Here is a 22116-nt window from a genome sequence, read left to right as displayed (position 1 = left end):
CTCTCCCTTCGTAGAGTTACGACCCCGCTGAAGCCCGTTTTAGCGCGTCCGGACAAAACAGCGGCGGGAGGGGAACCCCGTTTACGAGAGCCACCGCAAGAGCAGTGCCAGCGCCAACAAGATCGTGAGATACACAAAGATCGGCAGGCCAAGCGTGAAGGAGGACAGCAGGATCACGGCATACACCACCTCTGCCACAAAGCGCAGGTCGGGCGTATCGACGACGCAGTAGGCCACCTGCATCGTCCCTTCGTTCCACCCACCACAATTGAAAAGCGCGCGGATCGGTATCCCGATCCCCGCGCCAAACACGATCAAAAATATGACCAGTGTCCTCACTGGTCGAGGAAGCTACGCAGCTTACGCGACCGCGAGGGGTGCTTGAGTTTGCGGAGCGCCTTCGCTTCGATCTGGCGGATACGTTCGCGGGTCACGCTGAACTGCTGACCGACCTCTTCCAGAGTGTGGTCGGTGTTCATGCCGATACCGAAACGCATACGCAGAACGCGCTCTTCGCGCGGGGTGAGCGAGGCCAGTACGCGGGTCGTGGTTTCGCGCAGGTTGTCCTGAATCGCACTGTCGAGGGGCAGAAGCGCGTTCTTGTCCTCGATGAAATCGCCCAGTTGGCTGTCCTCTTCGTCGCCGATGGGCGTTTCCAGAGAGATCGGCTCTTTGGCGATCTTCATGACCTTGCGGACCTTCTCCAGAGGCATCTGGAGCTTTTCTGCCAGTTCCTCGGGCGTGGGTTCGCGTCCAATTTCGTGCAGCATCTGACGGCCGGTGCGGACCAGCTTGTTGATGGTCTCGATCATGTGGACAGGGATACGGATGGTCCGTGCCTGGTCCGCGATCGAACGGGTGATCGCCTGACGGATCCACCATGTCGCGTAGGTCGAGAACTTGTAGCCGCGGCGGTATTCGAACTTGTCCACGGCCTTCATCAGGCCGATGTTGCCTTCCTGAATGAGGTCGAGGAACTGCAGACCACGGTTCGTGTACTTCTTCGCGATCGAGATCACGAGGCGCAGGTTGGCTTCGACCATCTCTTTCTTGGCCTGACGGGCTTCTTTCTCACCCTTCTGGACCTGCTGCACGATGCGGCGGAATTCGCTGATATCGAGGCCCACATAGGTGCCGACCTGCGCCATGTCGTTGCGCAGATCCTCGATCTTGTCCGAGGAGCGGTCGATCAGCGCCTGCCAGCCGCGACCGGACTTCTCGCGCATGCGATCCAGCCAGTTCGGGTCCAGCTCGTGGCCACGGTACTCTTCGATGAACTCACGGCGGTTGATGCGGGCTTGGTCCGCCAGCTTTACCATGGCCGAGTCGATGGACATGATGCGGCGGTTGATGCCGTAGAGCTGGTCGATCAGGGCTTCGATACGGTTGTTGTGCAGGTGAAGCTGGTTCACCAGAACAACGATTTCCGAACGCAGCTGCTGGTAACGCGCCTCTTCCCCTTCAGAGAAGCTCTCGTCCTCGTTCAGGGTTGCGCTGATCCGCAGGTCCTGCATTTCCGACAGAAGCTCGAAGTCAGCCGCGATCTGGTCCAGCGTTTCCAGAACGCGGGGCTTGAGGGCAGCTTCCATCGCGGCCAGCGACATGTTGGCCTGTTCGTCTTCGTCGTCGTCATCGTCGTTGTTGATCGGGTTGCCGTCGGCGTCGTATTCCTGCTCGTTCGAGCGGGTTTCCGAGTTGGTGTTCGCAGGCGCCGCAGCGGCCGCGCCGATCACGGGCTCGTCGCCTTCTTCGCCTTCTTCACCACCCGAGCGGCCAAAGGTCGTCTCGAGGTCGATCACATCGCGCAGCAGAATGTCTTCGGACAGAAGTTCGTCGCGCCAGATCGTAATCGCCTGGAAGGTCAGCGGGCTCTCGCAGAGGCCTGCGATCATCGTGTTGCGGCCAGCCTCGATCCGTTTCGCGATCGCGATTTCGCCTTCGCGCGACAGCAGCTCGACGCTGCCCATCTCGCGCAGGTACATACGGACAGGGTCGTCCGTGCGATCCAGCTTCTCTTTCTCGGCACCGGCTACGGCGACAGCGCCGCCCTGCTCTTTGGTGACAAGTTCGGTCGAGCCCTGCTCTTCTTCTTCGGCTTCGTCATCTTCAATGATGTTGATGCCCATCTCGGACAACATCGACATGACGTCCTCGATCTGCTCCGAAGACACTTGATCGGGCGGCAGAACCTGATTGAGCTGATCGTATGTGATGTAGCCCCGTTCCCGCGCCTCGCCGATCATCTTCTTGACCCGGGCCTGGCTCAGATCGAGCGAGATTTCCTGGTCCTGATCCTGATCGTCGGACTTACGGTCTTCGGTATCTTTGGCTGCCATGTGGTCTTTGCTCCTTGGCGGGCGTGATTCGCGCCGGTCAGTACGACTCAATAACTGATTCGTTCTGATTCGCGCACCTCTTGATCAGGGTTTTTCGCCCGATTCCCCTTAACGTTCAATGTTTCGGCGTTTTTCCGAGATTCGCGAGCAGCCCATGAAGGGCCTCGCGCTCTTTTCGGTCCACGCGCATGCCGTTGTCGGCCTTCTCGTATTCTGTTGTGTCTTCCTGCTGTGCGCGGGTCGCACGGTCAAAGGCCAAGGCAGCCTGCCCCAGCCGGTAGGTGATCGCTTCGTCCGCGGCGCCTGTCAGCTCTTCGGTTGCCTCGGCTATTTCCGCCAGACGGCCATGTGCTGCTTTGAGCTTTGCCGTCTCTTCCATGAGGGTCAACTTGGCCGTTTCCAGATCGCCTGCCCGCCGGACCGACGGGCAAATTGAAATATGGTTCTGTCTCAGCAGGTTTTCAAGGATTTCACCGCCCACCAATGCCTCGAGCTCTGCGCGGAAGGCATTGGACCGTCCGTTCATCATCAGCAGCGCGCCGCGCAGGGTGTTGTGGTCCTGTGACTGGCACTCCATCGCCTCGAGCAGGTCCATCGCCTCTTCCAGCACCATGGGGGTCGACACGATGGTGGCCAGCACCACGGCCTCGCGCAGGGAAATCTCGAAATTCTCGTCCTGCACCAAGGCAGAGGTTAGCGTCGTACCCAAGGGTTTCGACGGCGGCGCCCCCCAAGGACGGCGCCCGCCCCCCTGACGCGGCTGCCAATTCTGGCGCGGGGTCCACTCGCGGCGCGGCTCTTCGGCGCTGACCACAGTGCCAAAGAGACCTGCCCGCAACTCCTTGATCGCGTGGCCGTAATGGCTGCGCAGATCAGGGCTGCGTATCTGTTTGATCTCTTCGCGCAGGCGTTTGTCCAAGCCGGCCTTACGCTCTGGGCTGTCGAACACCTGATCTTCGGTGGCGCGGCGCCAGAGGATGTCGATCAGCGGCATCGCGCTACCCAAGATCTCGGCCATGCCCTCAGGACCTTTGGCTTTGATCAGATCGTCTGGGTCCTGCCCTTCGGGCATCAGGCAAAAACGCAGGGCTTTGTCCGCTTCGAGTAGCGGCAGAGCCACATCCACCAGTCGGTAGGCGGCGCGCACGCCCGCCTTGTCCCCATCCAAAGCAATCACCGGCTCCGGGCTGATCCGCCACATGAGTTGCAACTGCTCTGGCGTGATCGCGGTCCCGAGTGGCGCGACCGCCCCCTCGAACCCCGCCAAAGCCAGCGCGATCACGTCCATATAGCCCTCGGCCACAATCAGGGTTTGCCCCCGCCCCACCGCTTCGCGCGCGGGCCCGTGGTTATAAAGGCTGTTGCCCTTGTCAAAGAGCTCTGTCTCGGGACCGTTCAGGTATTTCGCCCGCGCATTCGGGTCCATCGCCCGCCCGCCAAAGGAGATACACCGCCCCCGTGCGTCGCGGATCGGGAACATGATGCGCCCGCGAAACCGGTCGTAGGGGGCCCCGCCCCGATCGGACTCGGCACATACACCGGTGGCAATGATCATCTCGTCGGGGATGCCCTTGCCCTTCAGATGGTTCCACGTGGCTTGGCTCTCGTTCGGGGCATAGCCGATCTCGAACCGGTCCTGACCCTTCATCCCCAAACCGCGCCGATCCAGATAGGCCCGCGCGTCCTGCGCGGCCCCTGTCTTCAGCTGCATCCGATAGAATTTAACGACCTCTTCCATGACCTCAGCCAACTGGCTGCGGCGGTCCGCCTTCTTGGCGGCCTGCGGATCACGGGCGGGCATGGGCATGCCAGCTTCACGGGCCAGAATCTCGACCGCTTCCATGAAACCGACATTCTCGGTCTCCTGAACAAAAGTCAGCGCGTCCCCTTTGGCATGACACCCAAAGCAGTAATAAAATCCCTTGCGGTCATCCACATGAAAAGACGCAGATTTTTCCTGATGGAAGGGGCACGACGCCCACCAATCCCCCTTGGCGCGGTTGGACTTTTTCGACCACACGACCTTGCGCCCGACCACTTGGGACAGGCTCACACGGGTGCGCAGCTCTTCGATGAAATTGGGGGGCAAACTCATTGGCCGAATATCCCCCCACGCTCACGGGATGTCCAGCCCCCGAACGCAGAGACAGGCCCACCCTTTCGCGCGGACCTGCCTCTTTCTGCTTTGCAAAAATACTCACGGCTCCACGCGGGCCGCTCGTGCCCGCCGCCGCAGAATGTGGTGCTACAGCCCCTTGGCCTGATAGCTCATCGCAACCTTGCTGATCGCCACCAGATAGGCGGCCGTCCGCAGGTCGTCGACATCATCGCGGCTGTGCCAGACCTCGCGCATGGCCTGATAGGCAATCCGCATGGTGTCATCGAGACCAGAGCGCACCAGCTCCAGCTCTCCTGCCCCGCGCAGATACTTTTCCTTGAAGTCCGGCGTCATCGACCAGCTGTCCCCCAAGTAATGGTCCAGACGCTCCAGTTCCTTGACGATCAATTCGTGCCGCGCCTCTTCCTGACGGCGCTGCATCCGGCCAAAGCGGATCTTGCTCAGGTTCTTGACCCACTCGAAATACGACACCGTCACACCGCCCGCGTTGGCGTACATGTCGGGGATGATCACAGTGCCCTTCTTGCGCAGGATGTCGTCCGCGCCCGCCGTGACGGGGCCGTTTGCGGCCTCGATGATCAGGGGCGCTTTGATCCGGTCGGCGTTGCCCATGTTGATCACGCCTTCCATCGCGGCGGGGATCAGGATGTCGCATGTCTCTTCTAGAACCGCCGCGCCCTCGGCGTGGTGGGCGGCGTCGGGATAGCCGCTGACCCCGCCATGTTTGATGATCCACTGGCGGACAGCTTCGACGTCGATCCCGTTCTCATCAAAGAGCGCGCCGTCCCTCTCGATGATCCCGATGATTTTGCAGCCATCCTCTTCGCCCAAGAACTTGGCCGCGTGGTAGCCCACATTGCCCAGACCCTGCACGATGACCTTCTTGCCCTCGAGCGTGCCCCTGAGACCTGCGGCCTTGATATCCTCTGGGTGGCGGAAGAATTCGCGCAAGGCGTATTGCACACCCCGCCCCGTGGCCTCGACCCGTCCTGCGATCCCGCCCGCGTTCAGGGGTTTGCCGGTGACGCAGGCCTTGGCGTTGATGTCGGTGGTGTTCATCCGCGCATATTGGTCCGCGATCCAAGCCATCTCGCGCTCGCCAGTGCCCATGTCGGGCGCGGGCACGTTCTGGCTGGGGTTGATCAGGTCGCGCTTGATCAGCTCATAGGCAAAGCGACGGGTGATCTGCTCTAGCTCGTGAACCTCCCACTGGGTGGGATCGATGCAGAGCCCGCCTTTGGAGCCGCCGAACGGCGCCTCGACCAGCGCGCACTTAAAGGTCATGAGCGCCGACAGGGCCTCGACCTCGTCCTGATCGACGGACAGGGCATAGCGAATGCCGCCCTTCACAGGCTCCATATGCTCGGAGTGGTTCGAGCGATAACCTGTAAATGTGAATATCTGCCCGCGCAGCCTGACCCCGAACCGCACCGTGTAAGTAGAGTTACAAACCCTGATCTTTTCCTCGAGGCCCGGAGACAGGTCCATAAGCGCCACGGCGCGGTTGAACATCATGTCGACGCTTTCGCGGAAAGTCGGTTCCTTGGGCGGGCGCATGGGCGGTCCTCTCGTTTGATTTCATGACAGGCTCTTGAAACCTGTGGATAAAATCAGCGTCCCACATTCATGTTCTGCGCGCATCTGAACTATCGGAACATGGCCTATCCCTTCTGACGAAGGGGGCTGAGTGCCTGAAAATCCTCAATATTTTATTAACCTGGAATTAATTATTTCCCCAAGTTTGCCCGGCATGCGCCCCAATCCTGCCATAAGGTATTGGAATACAGTCTTTCGAATATGAGTGACTTGTGTCGAGAGTAACATGGACCAATCCAGGCGAAAATCTGCGAGACTTGCACAACGTGCAAAAGGATTCTGCCACCGTTTCAGCCGAAACGAGGATGGCGTCATATCGCTTCAATTCCTCTGGCAATTCCCGTTTATGTTGTGGTTCGGCTACATCGCGATCGACGTGATGATGCACGAATTCGAGCGGACGCGCCTGCAGAATACGCTGGACCGCGCGGTTCTGGCGGCGGCCGACTTGGACCAAGAGGGCGATCCAGAGGCGGTGGTGCGTAGCTACTTCAGGGCGGCGGGCATTGAAGATTCGATCGACTCGATCAAGATCAAAGAAGGTCTGAACATGCGGAACGTCGAGGCGACAGCCTCGATCTCTGTGCCGACAGTGTTCCTGAGAGCAGGCGATTCCGGTTACCGGAACAATCAGGACACGCCCTACGTTTACGACAAAGAGGCCAAAACTCTGGACAACTTCGAGGCGCGCGGAAGCAGCCTGCCCGCCCGCGCCAACGGTGCCGCCGAAGAGTCAGTGAGCAACGTGGAAATCTCGCTCGTGCTCGATATCTCGGGCTCCATGGCGAACAACGGGCGCCTTGGCCGGATGCGGACAGCAGCGTCAGAATTCGTAGATGCCGTGATCCAAGAAGGCGAGACCGGCATGACCACCGTGTCTATTGTGCCCTATTCGGCTGTGGTCAACGTGGGGCCCTATCTGGCGCCGTCGTTCCCCATGACGACAGAGCACACCTATTCGCACTGCATGTCCTTTGAGAGTTCGGATTTCAACACAACCGCGATCTCTTTGGACAAGACCTATCAGCGCGTGGCGCATTTCGACCCGTTTTCGAATGACCAGAATTCAGCCCAGATCACGCAGCCTTGGTGCCCGACTGGAAATACCGCCGCCTTGTGGCCCATCGCGAACGACACCGCCAACCTGAAGTCCTATATCAACAGCCTGCAAGCTGGCGGGAACACCGCGATCGACGTGGGCATGAAATGGGGCGCTGGGTTTCTGGACCCAGCGTTTCGGCCAATCGCAGCGCAGTGGGCGGGCCGCGGATGGATTGATGGCCGGGCGGCGACGCGTCCTGCGGCCTTTGACGACGAAGATACTCTGAAGGTGATCGTTCTGATGACCGACGGGGAAAACACCAGCCAGTATGACCTGAAGGATTACCTGCGCAGTGGGGATTCCAACATCTGGGTCGACGAGCGCGGCAATTCGGACCCGTACGACGACCGCTTCAGCTACAATCTGTCGGCCTATAACCAAGGCACAGTGTTTTTCTGGGAGCGGCTCAAAAACTACGAGCAGAAGTATCGCTACTGGAGTTCGATTGACGGCGGAAGCAATGCGCGCCGAATGACCTACCAAGAAACGTTCGCCCGCTGGGGGACGACGGCCATGGCCTACAAGTTCATTGAGCGCCCCTACTACGATTACCGTGCGCCCATCGATCTGTTCTACAAGTACTATTACGCCTATGAAGAAAAGGTGAACGCAGCTGGGGCGAACGCGCGACTGAACGCGATCTGCAATGCGGCCAAGGACAAAAACATCGTCATCTTCTCTGTGGCGTTCGAAGCGCCTGATGGGGGCAAGAACGCCCTGCGCAGCTGCGCCTCGACCGAGTCCCACTTCTTTGACGTGAACGGGGTCGAGATCGAGGAAGTGTTCTCCGCGATCGGCCGCCAGATCAACCAGCTGAGGCTCGTGCAATGATGGGTCGCATGAAAACTGCCCTGCGCCGCGTGTGGCGGCGAGAGGACGGGACATCCTCGGTCGAGTTTGTCATGGTCTTTCCGATCTTCTTGTTTGCCCTGTTCTGGAGCATTGAAACCAGTGTCTGGATGCTACGCGCCACAGCGCTGGAGCGCGGGCTGGATATGGCGATCCGCGAAATCCGGATCAGCACGCAGAACGCGCAGCCCACCTATGACGAACTGAAGGAGATCATTTGCGACGGGGCGGGCAATCTGGGGGGCGATTGCTTTAGCGATCTGAAGCTGGAATTGCAGAGGGCAAACCCGCGTGCCTTTGCCGGTCTGCCTGCAAATGCGGACTGCGTGGACAAGTCAGAGCCGATCAAGCCTGCAGTGAACTTCAACCCCGGTCAGCCCAATGACCTGATGCTGGTGCGGGCCTGCGCGCGCATCGAGCCGCTGTTCCCGGCCCTTCACGTCGGCAATGCGATGAAGCGCGAATCCGATGGCGGCACTGCCCTCGTGGCGATCAGCACCTTTGTTCAGGAGCCCTAAGATGTTGAAGGCCCTACGATCCCGAATGCGCCGGTTTTTCGGGCAAAGCGATGGCAGCATCACGCTCGAGGCGATCTTGTACATGCCGCCGATCCTGATGCTATTTTTGCTGTCCTTGGTGCTGTTCGACGGGTTCCGCACGAACAACCTGTCGCAAAAGGCTGCGTATTCCATCGGGGACGCCATCTCCCGTGAAACGGTGCCCTTGGACGACGCCTATCTGAACGGGATGGAGGCCGTGTATCAGGAAATCGTCGGACGTCGGGCCGGTTATGGCATCCGGTTTACCATCATGCGCTGGAGCGCGTCGCAAGAGGCCTATCTGGTCGATTGGTCCAATGTGCGCGGCACACTGATCACCAACCGGCTGACTGATGCGGATCTAGAGGGCATGGAAGACGACCTGCCCCAACTGCAAAACGGCGAGCGTATCATCATGATCGAGGCGCGGACGGATGTCAGCGTGCCGGAAGCCCTGCGCAAAAGCAGTGATGGCTGGGCCCCGCCCCTGTCTGTCCGGATCGACATGGACAAGTTCCAGATGGCGGCGAACGTGATCACACGTCCGCGCTTTACCCCTCAGGTTTGCTGGCAGGCTTGCTAGGGATCAGAGTTCCATGCCGGATTTGCGGACGGCGATCATATCGGCCACGGCCTTGGTCTCGCCTCCGGGCAGGACACCGCCAACGGCGACGCGGCGCCCCATGCGCCACCACACCCCTGGGAACCATGCGCGCGGCATGGGTTCGTTCAGGTGAAGCAGGAAACCGTGCGATGGTTTGAACGCGAAAGCCCCGCGCTCGACCTTTTCGATATTATCGATGGTGGCGACCAAACGGCCGGCACTGTCTGTCAGGCTGTCACCCTCTAGGATCAGCGACAGCTGCCCCGACTGCATCATTTTCCAACCGCCAAAGATGGCGAAGCCACCGAACACCAGGAGAAAGCCCCGCAACACCAAGGTCACAGGCGGATGCGCCAGCGCCAGATAGATCAAGATCGCGCCCAGTCCCATCATGGCGGCCACGCCCAGCCAGATGCGCATAGGCGACGGGGAGATACGGATCGAGATGCTATCGGTCATAACCATTGTCCTGCGCTGGATCATTTCAGTGCAATCAGGTCGCACGGGCAGGCCCAGAGGTCAACGCAGACCCCGTGTCACAAGCTGGAATGCGGGCAAAAAAAATGCGGGGGATAAACCCCCGCTGAAAGTATGAGTGCAAGGAGAGCGGCTACTTGCACCCCGGTTTGACAATCTGCAGGGAACTTGCAGACCCTCTCGCCGTGTAGGTTAATGTGTAACTTATAATTTCATATATTCCTACACCCACGGTTGCATATGGGGCCTTGCATTTTCGCATTAACCATTGATATTGCTTGAACATTTCCGGATGCCCGCCTGTGCAGTTCTGCACGGAACATCTGTTTACCCCCACATAGCGCAGGTTTGGAAAGCGGCGTCCGCCACTCTATATTTGGCAGAACTTCTGATATGGAGAGACGCCGATGTCCTTGCGACCGACCCTAGAAACCCGCCTTGCCCAGCCCACGATGGAGGGCGCGGGGGTGCACCTGCACCGCGCCTTCGGGTTCCATGATCCGTCGGAGCTGGACCCGTTTCTGCTGTTCGACGATTTCCGCAACGATCGCCCCGAGAACTACTATCGCGGCTTTCCGTGGCACCCACACCGCGGGATCGAAACGATCACTTATGTGTTGAACGGCACTGTTGATCACGGCGACAGCCTCGGGAACGAAGGCACGCTGAGCGCGGGTGACGTGCAGTGGATGACCGCCGGGTCGGGCATTCTGCATCAGGAAATGCCCAAGGGGAATATTAACGGCCAGATGCACGGCTTTCAGCTGTGGGCGAACCTGCCGGGCAGTCTGAAGATGACAGCGCCCCGCTATCAAGACGTTCAGAGCAAAGAGATCCCCGTGGTGATCGACGACGACGGCACGCGGGTCAAAGTGATCGTCGGTGAGTTCTGGGGCAAGAAGGGCCCCGTGGATGGCATCGCGGCTGATCCGCAATATCTGGACATCTTTGTCCCTGCGGGCGTGAAAAAGACGTTCAAGATCGACACCTACCGCCGTGCGTTTGCCTATGTGTTCGAAGGGGCCGGTGCCTTTGCTGATGCCAGTGCGCCCACCGGTGTGCTGCTGGAGAAAGAGGTCATGGGCGAAGAGGTCAACATTCGCGATATGTCCGGCAACCGCACTTTGATCCGGTTCGGGACGGGCGACGAAGTGACGGTTCAGGCGGGCCCTGAGGGCATCCGCTTCCTGCTGATTTCCGGCGCGCCGATCCAAGAGCCGGTGGCATGGCATGGACCGATCGTGATGAACACGCAGGCCGAATTGCAGCAGGCGATGCGGGAGTTGCGGAACGGGACCTTCATCAAGCCCGCCCACTAAAACAGCTTTGGCCCCTGCGCGCTGCGCGGGGGCTTTGCGTTTCAGGCCCCGACGGCCTTGCGGACCATGTCCCAGTAGATGGATTCGACCTCGGTCAGGGACAGGCGCCCTTCGCGGCGGTACCATGTGGTCACACCGTTGAGCATCGAGATGATGGCGCGGGTCGCGACCCTTGGGTCAATCAGAGTGAACTCGCCTGCCTCGACCCCTGCGCGTAGGATGGCAGAGAGTTCATCTTCGTACTGGCCGCGCAACCCTTCGATCACCGCGAAGTTTTCGGGCGTCAGGTTCCGCAGCTCCATATAGGCGATGAAAATCTCGTGCGGGCGCTCTTCGTGGTAGCTGATGTGGAACCGCGTAAAGGCTTCGAGCCGATCCGTCGGCGTGCCTTCGGTGCCCGCCTGCGCCCGCGCCGCCAGCAAATCTTCCATATGGCCATGCATCAGGTCGAACAGCAGGCTCTGTTTGTCCGGCGTGTAGTTGTAGAGCGCGCCTGCCTGCACCCCGACCTCGGCCGCGATTTTCCGCATGGAAACGGCGGCATAGCCTTCGGCCGCGAAAAGACGCAGGGCGACCTCGCGGATGCGGGGACCAGTGATGTCGGAATGGGAACCTGTCGTACGTGCCATATCCCCACCAATAACTGAACGGGCGTTCATGGCAAAGCCCTCCGTTCGTGCTTGATGCGAAGGTCGGGTCTGCCTATGCAGGTCGGGACCAATCGATTGCCGACGGAGAGCCCGCATGCGCCCGATCATCTGCTTTGCCAGCCTTGCCTGCCTGTTGGCGGCATGCGAGCCGATGCCCGACCTGACCGAGGTCGAGAGCGCCTACGTGGAAACCGCGCCCTATCCCGATTTGATCCCCCTGACGCCCGGGATCTCGGCCCCTGCCCCGACCGATGCGGATGACGAATCCATGGCGGCCCTGCAGGCGCGGGCGGACCGGCTGGCGGCTCAGGCTCAATAAACCTGCGTCTATTGCGCCAATAGCCCCTGCGCCGCATTGAAGCGGTCCACAAAAGCGGCTAGATGGCGCGCGATCAGAACTAACCAAAGACAGAAAAACTGGAGGCCCCGATGACCCAACCCCTGCGCCTTGGCATTGCCGGTCTGGGCACCGTCGGCATCGGTGTCGTCAAGATCGTCAAACAGCAAGCCGACTTGCTGTCCGCCCGCACCGGTCGCAAGATCGAAATCAGCGCCGTGTCCGCGCGCACCCGTGACAAGGATCGCGGCATCAGCCTGAGCGGTTTTGCCTGGGAAGATGACCCCGTTGCGCTGGCGACCCGCGATGATGTGGACGTGTTCGTGGAACTGATGGGCGGCAGCGATGGCCCCGCCAAAGCCGCGACCGAAGCCGCCCTGAAAGCGGGCAAACACGTGGTCACCGCCAACAAGGCGATGCTGGCCGTGCACGGTCAGGCACTCGCCGAAGAGGCCGAGAGCGCAGGCGTGAATCTGCGGTTCGAAGCGGCGGTCGCTGGCGGCATCCCTGTCATCAAGACCCTGACCGAGAGCTTGGCAGGCAACCAGATCACCCGCGTCATGGGCGTGATGAACGGCACCTGCAACTACATCCTGACCCGCATGGAAAGCGCGGGCCTGACCTACGAGACCGTCTTTGACGAGGCCAACGCGCTTGGCTATCTGGAAGCAGACCCCACCTTGGACGTGGGCGGGATCGACGCAGGTCACAAGCTGGCCATTCTGGCGTCGATCGCGTTCGGCACGCAGGTGGACTTCAACGGAATCGAGATTGAGGGCATCGAGCGCATCTCGATTTCCGACATCCGCCATGCGCGTGACATGGGTTACCGGATCAAGCTGCTGGGTGTCGCACAGATGTCCGGCCGTGGTCTGGAAAGCCGTATGTCGCCTTGTCTGGTGCCCGCGAATTCGCCCCTTGGCGCGCTCGAAGGACCGACCAACATGTGCATCCTCGAAGGGGACAGCGTGGGCCAGATCGTGCTGCGCGGTGCTGGCGCGGGCGAAGGTCCGACCGCAAGCGCTGTGATGGGCGATATCTGCGATATTGCACGCGGTCTGAAGATCGCGACATTTGGCGTTCCGGCGGACCAGTTGGTTCAGGCGGAGTCGGCCCGCAGTGCGGTCCCTGCCCCCTACTATCTGCGCATGGAACTGGCCGACAAACCCGGTGCGCTGGCCAAAGTTGCGACCATTCTGGGCGAAGCTGGCATCTCGATCGACCGGATGCGCCAGACCGCACACAACGAGTCGACCGCGTCTGTGCTGATCGTGACCCACAAGTGCACTCGCGATTCGCTGGACAGCGCACTGGCGGCGCTGCCTGCGACCAATGTCTTGGACGCAGAGCCCGTCGCTCTGCGCATTGAGCAGGTTTAACTGACTTTTGCGCCCTGTTTCGATAGGCTAGAGGCAGGGCGTATTACCAAAAAGGAAGTTTTCATGTCTGCGCCGGATGATTTTCAGGACCGTATGCTCGCCCTTGGACTGGGGCGCGTTGCCGAAAAAGCAGCTCTTGCCACCGAAGATCTGATCGGGCGCGGCGATGAGCGCGCGGCGGATAAAGCGGCCGGTGCGGCAATGGAAACCGAGCTTAGCCGTCTGGACCTGCGCGGGACCGTTGTGATTGGTGAAACCGACACAGACCGCATGGGCGTGGGCGCTTCGGTCGGCAATGGCGATGGACCCGAACTGGATGTGGCCGTGGACCCGCTAGAAGGGACGACCCTGACGGCCAAGGACCTGCCGAACGCCATGAGTGTGATCGCGATGGCCCCCAAGGGCTCGATCACGCAGGTTCCCAATATCTATATGGAAAAGCTGGCCTTTAGCGGTACCTATGCGCCCGACACGGTCACCCTGGATATGACCCCGACCCAGCGCATCGAAGCCTTGGCCAAGGCCAAAGGCTGCGCGCCCAAGGACGTGACCGTCTGCATGCTAGAGCGACCGCGCCACATGCCAATGATCGACGAGCTGCGGGGCACCGGCGCGGCGGTGCGCCTGATCACCGATGGAGACATCTCTGCCGTGATCAACTGCGCAGAGCCTGAGGATACCGGCATCGACATGTATATGGGATCTGGCGGCGCGCCTGAAGGCGTGCTGGCGGCGGCCGCTCTTAAATGCTTGGACGGGCATTTCTACGGGCAGCTGATCTATCGAAATGACGATGAACGCCACCTCGCCCGTTCCTTCGGAATTCGCGAGTTGGACCGTGTGTACACGCGGGACGAGCTGGTGACCGACCACGTGATTTTCGCCGCAACTGGCGTGACAAATTCCAGCCTGCTCCGCGGGATGATCCGCGCCCCGCGCTATGTGCAGACCGAAACCCTGCTGATGCGCAGCAAAACCGGATCGATCCGGCGCATGAGCTACCGTATTCCGAGGACACGCAGCTGATTTGGCTTTTCTGGACGTAGAGTATTCGCTGACCGGACGCACATGGGAGGGGCCCGGCCCCGAGATGGAGCGTCTGGGGCTCGCCATGGCACAACAGACCGGCCTGCCCGAACCGCTGTGCCGCGTGATGGCGCGACTTGGGGTCTCTGCGGACGGTGCGGAAAAGTACCTGCGTCCTCAGCTGCGTGATCTGCTGCCCGACCCGCGCTCTATGCGAGACATGGAGGTCGCGACGCGCCGGTTCTTGGCGGCGGTGAAACGGCGCGAAAAGATTGCGGTTTTCGGCGATTACGACGTGGATGGCGGTAGCTCGGCCGCGCTGCTGCTCGTGTGGCTGCGGGCGATGGGCCGTGAGGCGACGCTCTATATCCCCGACCGCATTGACGAAGGCTACGGCCCAAACGTGCCCGCCATGCAGGCGCTGGCGCGGGACCATGATCTGATCATTTGCGTGGACTGCGGGACCCTGTCCTTTGAGCCGATCGCTGCGGCCCAAGGCGCGGACGTCATCGTGCTGGACCACCACATGGGGCTAGAGACCCTGCCTGATTGCGTGGCGGTGGTGAACCCGAACCGGCAAGACGAATCCGGCGATCTGGCGCATTTGTGCGCGGCGGGCGTCGTGTTCCTGATGCTGGTGGAGGCGGGACGACAGTTGCGCGAGGATGGGGCCAAGGGGCCCGATCTGATGGGGCTGCTCGATCTGGTGGCGTTGGCGACTGTTGCGGACGTGGCGCCTTTGATCGGGGTAAACCGCGCGCTGGTGCGTCAAGGTCTGGCGATCATGGCGCGGCGCGAACGGCCCGGTCTGGTTGCCTTGTGCGACGTGTCGCGGATGGACACTGCGCCGACCTCTTATTCGCTTGGCTTTGTTTTGGGGCCGCGCGTGAACGCCGGTGGCCGCGTGGGCCAAGCCGATTTGGGTGCGCGCCTGTTGGCCTGCGCCGATCCACACGAAGCACGCGCTTTGGCCGACCGGCTGGATGGCTACAACACAGAACGCCGAGAGATCGAGGCCGCCGTGCGCGCCGCCGCGATGGAACAGGCCGAAGGGCGCGGGCTCGATCTGCCGCTGGTGTGGGCTGCGGGCGACGACTGGCATCCGGGCGTCGTGGGGATCGTCGCCTCGCGCTTGAAAGAGGCGACCAACCGCCCCTCGGTCGTGATCGGCTTCGCGGATGGCGAAGGCAAAGGGTCGGGCCGCTCGGTGAACGGCGTTGATCTGGGGGCGTCAATCCACAAGCTGACCCAAGAGGGGCTGCTGCTTAAGGGCGGCGGCCACAAGATGGCGGCTGGTCTGACCGTCTCGCAAGAGCAGTTGGAGCCCGCGATGGCGCGGCTGACAGAACTGCTAGAACGCCAAGGCGCTGGAGCTGGCGGTCCGCGCGCGCTGCGCATCGATTCCCCGATCATGCCCGGCGCTGCGACACCGGAACTGATCGAGCAACTGGAATCGGCGGGGCCCTATGGCGCGGGTGCGCCGGGGCCGCGCTTTGCCCTGCCCTCTTGCAAGATCACCTTTGCCAAGCGCGTCGGCGAAAGCCATCTGCGGCTCACCGTGTCCGACGGCATGGGGGGACGCCTGCAGGGCATTTGCTTTGGCGCGTATGACACGGACCTCGGGTCGCGGCTCGAAAATCATAATGGCGCGCCGTTTCATCTCGCCGGTCGTCTGGAACTGAATCACTGGCAGGGGCGCACCAGCGTTCAGTTGCGGCTCGAAGATGCGGCGCCCGCCTCCGAAGGCTGAGATCCGGCGCAGAGCTTTCAAATACCGCTCTGTTATCACATCATTTTTCGGGGTTTTGAAAAATGATGCTGTGTCCTGCATTTTGTGCTTGCACCGAACAGCGCAGAACAGTAAACACCCCTTCACCGACAGGATGGTCCGTTCGTCTATCGGTTAGGACGCCAGGTTTTCAACCTGGAAAGAGGGGTTCGATTCCCCTACGGACTGCCACTGTTGTCGGGTCAAAGGCCGCTCTTCGGAGCGGCTTTTTTGTTTACTGACGGCCCTGAAAGCTGTCGAAAACAAATTGTAGCGACAGCGCAAATTGGCACTTGCGTCCGCCGCTCGGGGCGTTAAATAGCGCTTTACCGGCAGGATGGTCCGTTCGTCTATCGGTTAGGACGCCAGGTTTTCAACCTGGAAAGAGGGGTTCGATTCCCCTACGGACTGCCACTTTTCCCAATTGAAATTCGATAGATTTGCTTTGGTTTTGATGTGCCTTCGCGCGTTCAAAAAACTGTCAAAATCTGCGGATTTTCTCTTGCACAGACACCGCCCCAACAGTAAACACCCGTCACCAAGGCTGGTCCGTTCGTCTATCGGTTAGGACGCCAGGTTTTCAACCTGGAAAGAGGGGTTCGATTCCCCTACGGACTGCCACCTTCTTCCTGACAGTGCAGACACAAAAAAACGGCGCGTACGCCGTCTTTGGTGTTTTTTTTGCCATCTTCCGTTCAGCAGAGCTGTCGGTCTCGGGCGATCATAGCCGCGTGGGTGCGGTTTCTGGCCCCCAACTTGCGGCTCAGGGTTTTGACGTGCAGCTTGACGGTGACCTCTTGCAGTTCGTGGGTGCGGGCAATCTCTTTGTTGGATTTACCTTCACAGATTCCTTGAAGCACTTGCAGCTCGCGGCGTGTGAGGGGCGCCGCTGCGGTGTCTTCGTCCACTGCGATGAGTGACGCAAAGGGCAAGAACACCTCGCCCGCCACCATCAGACGGATTGCGGAAATCATGGAAACCGGCGCGATCGTTTTGGGCAAGAAGCCAGAGGCCCCCCGCGCAATCGCTTCTTCTGCGATGATGCGCCCGTTGTGACCAGAGACAATCGCCACCCGCGCCCCATCCGACGCAGACAACATCTTCTCTAGCCCCTCGAGGTGATTCATACCCGGCATATTGAGGTCGAGCATCACCAAATCGAACGCGCGTTGAATAGAGACCTGCTGCAAGGCCTCTGGAAGATTGGGAACCACTGTTACATCGGCATGTATCTCTGAGCGTAGATATGCCGCGATTGTTTGCGCGACCAATTCGTGGTCGTCAGCCAACAGAACTCTCATTTACATCCCTTTCGGTGCGGCCGAGTGAGCCGCCCTTTTTCATTTGGCATACTTACGGATAGAAATAATCCAAAAGCAGCGCCTCATGAAAATGACGAATAGGAATATTTTGCAAGCCCCTGATGTAATTTACAATTTTTGCGCGACCTGCGCGGGACGATGACAACTCCGCCCGCTTTGCTTGGCCGCATAGAGGGCCTCATCGGTAATTTTTACTAAGTTTTCAAAGTCTTTGAGTTCCGCCGCGTCAACAACAGACCAGCCCGCAGAGGCACCGATGCGGCACATTTGGCCCTCGAATTCTATGGGAGCGCTCACAGCAGAAATGAGCGCGTCCAGTCTCTGACTGAGATCTTGTGCGGTGATTTCAGGGATCAGAAGAGTGAATTCATCTCCGCCGCAGCGCGCGACCACGTCGTTTTGGCGCGTGTAACGCCGCAAGAGATTCGCAACATGCTCTAGCACGCGGTCCCCTGCGGCATGGCCCAATGTATCATTCACCGATTTGAAGTGATCCAGATCCATGAGCACGAGGGCGCAGGGCACCGTCCCCTCTTTGAGCGCGTCGACCGCCACCTCCAACCCGCGCCGGTTCAAGAGGCCGGTCAACTGATCGGTGTGCGACGCCGACTCCGCGCGCTGCCGCGCCGATTGCAGACGTCGGGTCACATCAATGGCAGCTGTCATCGCCAAGGTGTTCGCCTCGATCATATATAACATCTCGACCGTCAAATCGGTCTCGGGGAAGTCGTGCTGGGTCAGATCATAGGCTTGCACCGCCTCTCGGACCGATAGGCCGAAAGATAAGTTCAAGACGGCACCGCCCTGCATAGGATGCAGGACCCCCTTCATCTTGAGATCCGGCTGGGTCTTGGGCGACAAAAGCAGACGATCCGTGCGAGTCTTCACCAAGGTCTGGGGATCGGTCAGCCCCGTGGGTCTACGCAGATCGAACAGGTCCAAAATCGGGCCTTGGGGATCGCCCCCCACAATCTTGGTCAGGGTCGGACCGGAGGATGTGATCTGCCCTTCTGCGTCCAGAACGGCATGCAGCGGGCACAGATGGTCCAGCAGAGATGTTTGGGGGGACGAGATCGTCATCCGGCGCGCAGGGTAAACGCGCGCCCCGCCGTGAACGCCATGTCGATGACCTGCACTTCTAGCCCCGGCTTTCCGTCGACAAGGTCGATGAGCACGAGAACACCGTATTCGTCGGCCATCGCGCGCAAGACTCCGTGGACGACATGGAGGTAGCCGGGCCAGCCCTCGCCTGCGCTCACGTAAAACAGGTCGGGGCGCTGCTCTTCCACATGCAGCTCCGGTAGTTTCAGGTCAGGTACGGCCAGCGCAATCCGGTCGGGCAGATCGTCCAGAGCATAGAGAAAATCGACAAAGCTACGACCGGAGAAACGCAGCAATCGGCGTGTCGCGACCGCCGCATCTCCCGCCCCCGAGATAAGCGAGGAGCCCAAATCCTCGAGAACCACGTCCGGAGTGCGGCGCAGGACTTCGGCGCAAGAGGCGATCAGCGATTGAGTCAGCGGGTCCTCGTAGGTGAGAAGCGGCTCGAACTTTTGCTCTGGCACTGCCGCCGCAGCGCAGGCCATCCGCCACGTCTGATCACCGTAGGTATCCCGCACAAAGCGTTCGATCGCGCAATTAATCAAGCCGTGCATCAGAGCCTCCTTGTTTGAAAGAGGCGTAGCGGACGAAGGCTTAATAGCGCCCTAACATGTAAAATTCGCAGTATTTGATGGCGTCGGTGAAAGGGTTAGCGAAGTGTTTCCGGAACCGGCCAGAGTCCCTGTTGCTTTAACCAATCGGGAAGGAAACTGATATCGGGCAGGACAACATCAGCATGCTCCGACAAATCGGGACCTGTGGCGAGGCCCGTCAGAACGCCGACGCACCGCATCCCTGCCGCGCGGCCCGCGTGCAGATCGTGCAGACTGTCGCCGACCATGACCACATGCGCGGGGTCCAGCTCACCTTGGTCCGCAAAAGCCAGCATCTGGCCCGGTGCGGGTTTGCCCCCAAAACCGCTGTCGAAACCGGCGATGAAATCAAACTTGTCGAGCACGCCTGCGCGGCCCAAGTGACTTCGGGCGGGCAGCTCTGCATCATTCGTCGCAACGCCCAACAGCAGACCGGCAGCGCGCATCTGATCCAAGAGCGGCGCAAGCGGTACAGCCTCTATTTGTGGGGCGTTGGCAGCTGACTGGTTCATGCGATCCAAAAGCTCGGCATCAGGCACGTCCTGTACGAATGGCATGATATATTGAGCGATTTCCTCTGGCGTGCCCGCGATCACGGGGCTTTCGGGGTGAAAACTGCGATGGGCATAATCGAACCCAAGCGTACCTGCCAGAAACGCCGCTTTGGACGCGTCACCCCCTGCGAGATCGGTCAGAAAGTCATAGGCCCATGCCGCCCATGTCGCGTTGAAATCGAAAAGGGTGCCGTCCTTGTCGAAGAGAATGCCTTTGACGGGTGCGCTCATGTCCAATGTACCTGCTGTCCTCCGGGCAAGGCCTGACGGGCGCGCAGGGGCTCCTCGTAGGCCAAGCCATTATCATTACAGAACTGAACGACCCATGCGTCGTCCATGGTAATGAAATCAAGCACAGCCCCCAGAAATTCCGGATCGCCAGCTTTGGTGCGCAGCTCGTCGGGCTGGATACCGCTAGAGCCCATAAAGACCCCCAGCAGATCTTCTTGGGCTGCAAGCCAGCCCAGAGCCTTGATTGCCAAAACCTCTGCAGCAGCACTGTTCATTCAAATTTCTCCGAAGTTGGAAAGGAAGTTTTAACCCACATTACCGATAAATAACCTAACAGCAGCAAACCGGAGGCAGGCAACTCATGGCGGGTCATATCCTTGTCATTGATGATGTGGCGATCAACAGGATCATGCTCGAAGTGCGTTTGTCCCAACTGTCCTATCAGGTCAGTTTGCTGGGTTCTATCGCCGAAATCCAACCGCAAGAGATGTTTGATGCGGTGATCATCGCGGCGCGGTGTTTGGGCGGGTTGCCAGTGGACGCGATCCAGCATGTCCGGAACCTGTTGGGCGCACGCGTGCCCGTTATGGTGCTGGTCGACACCGCAGAGTCGGACAGAGCCGCCGATGCGCTGGCAGCCGGTGCAGACGACGCCCTGTGGCGCGCCGCCAATCCCGCGGAACTTGTGGCGCGCCTGCGTAGTCTGACCCGCCGCGCGGGGTTTGATGCCGCTGGTACCGCAGCACTGCCTGCGGGCTATGCGATCGACGGTCCTGCCTGCTTTGCGCTTGCCCCCGTTCTAGTCGTCGGCGCGACCCAAGAGACCGCAAAGACCGCACTGAAAGAAATCGCCAAAGGATGGACCGGCCCCATGCGTGCCTCAGACTGGAGCAACGCCGCAAAGGCTTGCGACAGTGGCACCAAGCCCGAAGTTGTGATCTTTGCGGTCAGTGACGCCCAGCCCTTTCCGGCCGCGCATTTACTGATGGAGTTGCGGGCCCATCGTAGCTCTGGCGGCGCAGCGATCCTCGGGTTGTTCGACACCGCGCTTGAACGCCACGGGATCGAGCTCATGAATATGGGGGCAGACGATTTGTTTGTCGGACCCATGGCCCCGCGCGAGATCGGGTTGCGGATCAGCGCACTGATGCGGCGGCAACTGCGGATCAAAGCAGAACAAGACGCACTGCGTCAGGGTTTCGCCGAGGCGCTGCTGGACCCGATGACGGGCCTACAAAATCGGCGCGGCGCAATGCCTGCGCTGGCACGGGAAAGCGAGCGGGCCCGCCGGAGCGATCAGATGCTGGCCTTGATGCTGGTGGACGTGGATCACTTCAAACGGATCAATGACACCTACGGCCACCGCGCCGGAGACGAAGCCCTGATCGAGATTTCGCGCCGATTACATGCGGCCCTGCCCGATGCGCCTGTTCTGGCGCGGATCGGCGGCGAAGAGTTCCTGATCGGACTGACGGTCGAAGACCCCTCTCACGCGATTGCTGTGGCCGAAGAAATACGCCACGCCATTTCGGCCTGCCCTGTCGCGCTTGGAGCTGATGCACCTGAAGTGGCGCTGACTGTTTCGGTGGGGGTGCAACTGTTTTCAGGTGGGCTCGGCGGAATCGACACCGCGCTACAGGCTGCCGATGGCGCGCTTTATGCGGCCAAGAATGATGGCCGCAATCGCGTGTGTGTCGCGCCGCTTAGTGCGGCTTGAACTTGCCTTTGTTGCGCTCAAAGCCCTTTTCGATGCGCTTTTCCAGACGGTCCGCGTAGTCCGCGCGCTCGGCGGGGGTCATCTGTTCAACGATCTGAACAAACACGCGATCTCCGGTCTTGCGGCCCACTTCGAACCGTTCGGCCATCGCGCTGAGTTGCGCGTCCAAAGCTGCCGCATCAAAGGGCTCGGCACGGATCAGGTCCAAAGTCGCCTGCGCTTGGGCCATAAAACTTTCGCGTGACGGACGCTGGGGCAGCGCATCACGCACTGTGCGGCCGAACTCCTTGCGCTTGTCCTCTTGCAGGGCGCGGACATAGCCGCTGATCCCGAACATGCCGCCATCCTTGGGCGGCGGGGGGCCGTCAAAGGTGACCGCCATCCCGATGGCCCCCGCGATCACCGCAAAGTTCAGCGCCAGCGATCCCGCCAACAGGGCCTTGATCCAGCGCGGGGTCGACGCTGCGGATTTTGCGGGCTTGTCCGTATCAGCCATC

The 22116-nt window shown here is 60.5% G+C and carries 21 protein-coding genes and 3 tRNA genes; 12 read left to right on the top strand and 12 right to left on the bottom strand.

Annotated features, from left to right (window positions below; translation table 11 throughout):
• Positions 1 to 81 precede the first annotated feature (81 nt).
• The 4 genes from N4A58_RS05970 to N4A58_RS05955 all read right to left on the bottom strand — a co-directional run bounded on the left by N4A58_RS05970 (position 82) and on the right by N4A58_RS05955 (position 6012).
• The gene (locus N4A58_RS05970; protein ID WP_293708361.1) at positions 82 to 318 is read right to left on the bottom strand and encodes a hypothetical protein; all 237 of its coding nucleotides are present in this window, start codon (positions 316 to 318) and stop codon (positions 82 to 84) included.
• Between the two features lie 17 nt (positions 319 to 335).
• Complete coding sequence (gene rpoD / locus N4A58_RS05965; RefSeq protein WP_293708360.1) at positions 336 to 2336, bottom strand: RNA polymerase sigma factor RpoD; 2001 nt, start codon at positions 2334 to 2336, stop codon at positions 336 to 338.
• Positions 2337 to 2451: 115 nt separating this feature from the next.
• Positions 2452 to 4431 (bottom strand): DNA primase, encoded by a 1980-nt coding sequence (gene dnaG, locus N4A58_RS05960; protein WP_293708359.1) that lies wholly within the window; start codon positions 4429 to 4431, stop codon positions 2452 to 2454.
• Positions 4432 to 4581: 150 nt separating this feature from the next.
• Entirely contained in the window at positions 4582 to 6012 is a 1431-nt protein-coding gene (locus tag N4A58_RS05955; RefSeq protein ID WP_293708358.1) for a Glu/Leu/Phe/Val dehydrogenase, read from the bottom strand.
• Positions 6013 to 6397: 385 nt separating this feature from the next.
• Here N4A58_RS05955 and N4A58_RS05950 point away from each other — a divergent pair, with 385 nt between their 5' ends.
• From N4A58_RS05950 to N4A58_RS05940, 3 genes are read left to right on the top strand one after another with little or no spacing between them, the layout of a single operon-like run.
• Positions 6398 to 7984: a pilus assembly protein TadG-related protein gene (locus N4A58_RS05950; RefSeq protein WP_293708357.1), complete on the top strand. Its 1587-nt coding sequence runs from the start codon at positions 6398 to 6400 to the stop codon at positions 7982 to 7984.
• Positions 7985 to 7992: 8 nt separating this feature from the next.
• The gene (locus N4A58_RS05945; protein WP_245780526.1) at positions 7993 to 8520 is read left to right on the top strand and encodes a TadE/TadG family type IV pilus assembly protein; all 528 of its coding nucleotides are present in this window, start codon (positions 7993 to 7995) and stop codon (positions 8518 to 8520) included.
• A gap of 1 nt (position 8521) precedes the next feature.
• On the top strand, positions 8522 to 9124 hold the full coding sequence (locus tag N4A58_RS05940; RefSeq protein WP_293708356.1) for a hypothetical protein: 603 nt from the start codon (positions 8522 to 8524) through the stop codon (positions 9122 to 9124).
• Between the two features lie 3 nt (positions 9125 to 9127).
• Here N4A58_RS05940 and N4A58_RS05935 read toward each other — a convergent pair whose 3' ends face one another.
• Entirely contained in the window at positions 9128 to 9604 is a 477-nt protein-coding gene (locus N4A58_RS05935; RefSeq protein ID WP_293708355.1) for a hypothetical protein, read from the bottom strand.
• A gap of 425 nt (positions 9605 to 10029) precedes the next feature.
• Here N4A58_RS05935 and N4A58_RS05930 point away from each other — a divergent pair, with 425 nt between their 5' ends.
• Positions 10030 to 10941, top strand: coding sequence for a pirin family protein (locus N4A58_RS05930; protein ID WP_293708354.1), 912 nt, complete (start codon positions 10030 to 10032; stop codon positions 10939 to 10941).
• A 41-nt stretch (positions 10942 to 10982) separates the two neighbouring features.
• Here N4A58_RS05930 and N4A58_RS05925 read toward each other — a convergent pair whose 3' ends face one another.
• Positions 10983 to 11570, bottom strand: a complete 588-nt coding sequence (locus N4A58_RS05925) for a TetR/AcrR family transcriptional regulator (RefSeq protein WP_293708475.1) — start codon at positions 11568 to 11570, stop codon at positions 10983 to 10985.
• Positions 11571 to 11685: 115 nt separating this feature from the next.
• Between N4A58_RS05925 and N4A58_RS05920 the strand changes: the two genes are divergently transcribed.
• From N4A58_RS05920 to N4A58_RS05890, 7 genes are all read left to right on the top strand, one after another.
• Positions 11686 to 11910 (top strand): hypothetical protein, encoded by a 225-nt coding sequence (locus N4A58_RS05920; protein ID WP_293708353.1) that lies wholly within the window; start codon positions 11686 to 11688, stop codon positions 11908 to 11910.
• 110 nt (positions 11911 to 12020) lie between these two features.
• Complete coding sequence (locus N4A58_RS05915) at positions 12021 to 13307, top strand: homoserine dehydrogenase (protein WP_293708352.1); 1287 nt, start codon at positions 12021 to 12023, stop codon at positions 13305 to 13307.
• A 63-nt stretch (positions 13308 to 13370) separates the two neighbouring features.
• Positions 13371 to 14333 carry a fructose-bisphosphatase class II family protein gene (locus N4A58_RS05910; protein WP_293708351.1) on the top strand — a complete coding sequence of 321 codons (963 nt, stop codon included), beginning with the start codon at positions 13371 to 13373 and terminating at the stop codon, positions 14331 to 14333.
• Position 14334: 1 nt separating this feature from the next.
• Complete coding sequence (gene recJ / locus N4A58_RS05905) at positions 14335 to 16083, top strand: single-stranded-DNA-specific exonuclease RecJ (RefSeq protein WP_293708350.1); 1749 nt, start codon at positions 14335 to 14337, stop codon at positions 16081 to 16083.
• 135 nt (positions 16084 to 16218) lie between these two features.
• Positions 16219 to 16293, top strand: a tRNA-Glu gene (locus tag N4A58_RS05900).
• Between the two features lie 147 nt (positions 16294 to 16440).
• A tRNA-Glu gene (locus N4A58_RS05895) sits at positions 16441 to 16515 on the top strand.
• A 132-nt stretch (positions 16516 to 16647) separates the two neighbouring features.
• A tRNA-Glu gene (locus tag N4A58_RS05890) sits at positions 16648 to 16722 on the top strand.
• 74 nt (positions 16723 to 16796) lie between these two features.
• On the opposite strand, the gene N4A58_RS05885 is transcribed toward N4A58_RS05890, so the two are convergent.
• The 5 genes from N4A58_RS05885 to N4A58_RS05865 all read right to left on the bottom strand — a co-directional run bounded on the left by N4A58_RS05885 (position 16797) and on the right by N4A58_RS05865 (position 20177).
• Entirely contained in the window at positions 16797 to 17402 is a 606-nt protein-coding gene (locus N4A58_RS05885) for a response regulator transcription factor (protein WP_072705807.1), read from the bottom strand.
• 129 nt (positions 17403 to 17531) lie between these two features.
• Entirely contained in the window at positions 17532 to 18503 is a 972-nt protein-coding gene (locus N4A58_RS05880; protein WP_072705806.1) for a GGDEF domain-containing protein, read from the bottom strand.
• Positions 18500 to 19078 (bottom strand): heme NO-binding domain-containing protein, encoded by a 579-nt coding sequence (locus N4A58_RS05875; RefSeq protein ID WP_293708349.1) that lies wholly within the window; start codon positions 19076 to 19078, stop codon positions 18500 to 18502. Before N4A58_RS05875 ends, N4A58_RS05880 begins: the two co-directional genes overlap by 4 nt.
• A gap of 95 nt (positions 19079 to 19173) precedes the next feature.
• Positions 19174 to 19902 (bottom strand): HAD family hydrolase, encoded by a 729-nt coding sequence (locus N4A58_RS05870; RefSeq protein WP_293708348.1) that lies wholly within the window; start codon positions 19900 to 19902, stop codon positions 19174 to 19176.
• The gene (locus tag N4A58_RS05865; protein WP_072705803.1) at positions 19899 to 20177 is read right to left on the bottom strand and encodes a DUF3572 domain-containing protein; all 279 of its coding nucleotides are present in this window, start codon (positions 20175 to 20177) and stop codon (positions 19899 to 19901) included. Before N4A58_RS05865 ends, N4A58_RS05870 begins: the two co-directional genes overlap by 4 nt.
• An 86-nt stretch (positions 20178 to 20263) precedes the next feature.
• On the opposite strand from N4A58_RS05865, the gene N4A58_RS05860 reads away from it, so the two are divergent.
• Positions 20264 to 21619, top strand: coding sequence for a diguanylate cyclase (locus N4A58_RS05860; RefSeq protein WP_293708347.1), 1356 nt, complete (start codon positions 20264 to 20266; stop codon positions 21617 to 21619).
• Here N4A58_RS05860 and N4A58_RS05855 read toward each other — a convergent pair.
• Positions 21606 to 22115, bottom strand: coding sequence for a periplasmic heavy metal sensor (locus N4A58_RS05855; protein ID WP_072705801.1), 510 nt, complete (start codon positions 22113 to 22115; stop codon positions 21606 to 21608). The genes N4A58_RS05860 and N4A58_RS05855 overlap by 14 nt on opposite strands.
• Position 22116 lies beyond the last annotated feature (1 nt).

This window comes from Donghicola sp., assembly GCF_025210255.1.
Classification (GTDB): domain Bacteria; phylum Pseudomonadota; class Alphaproteobacteria; order Rhodobacterales; family Rhodobacteraceae; genus Donghicola; species Donghicola eburneus.
Note: the sequence above shows the minus strand (reverse complement) of the source record. Positions and strands in the feature narration are given on the sequence as shown.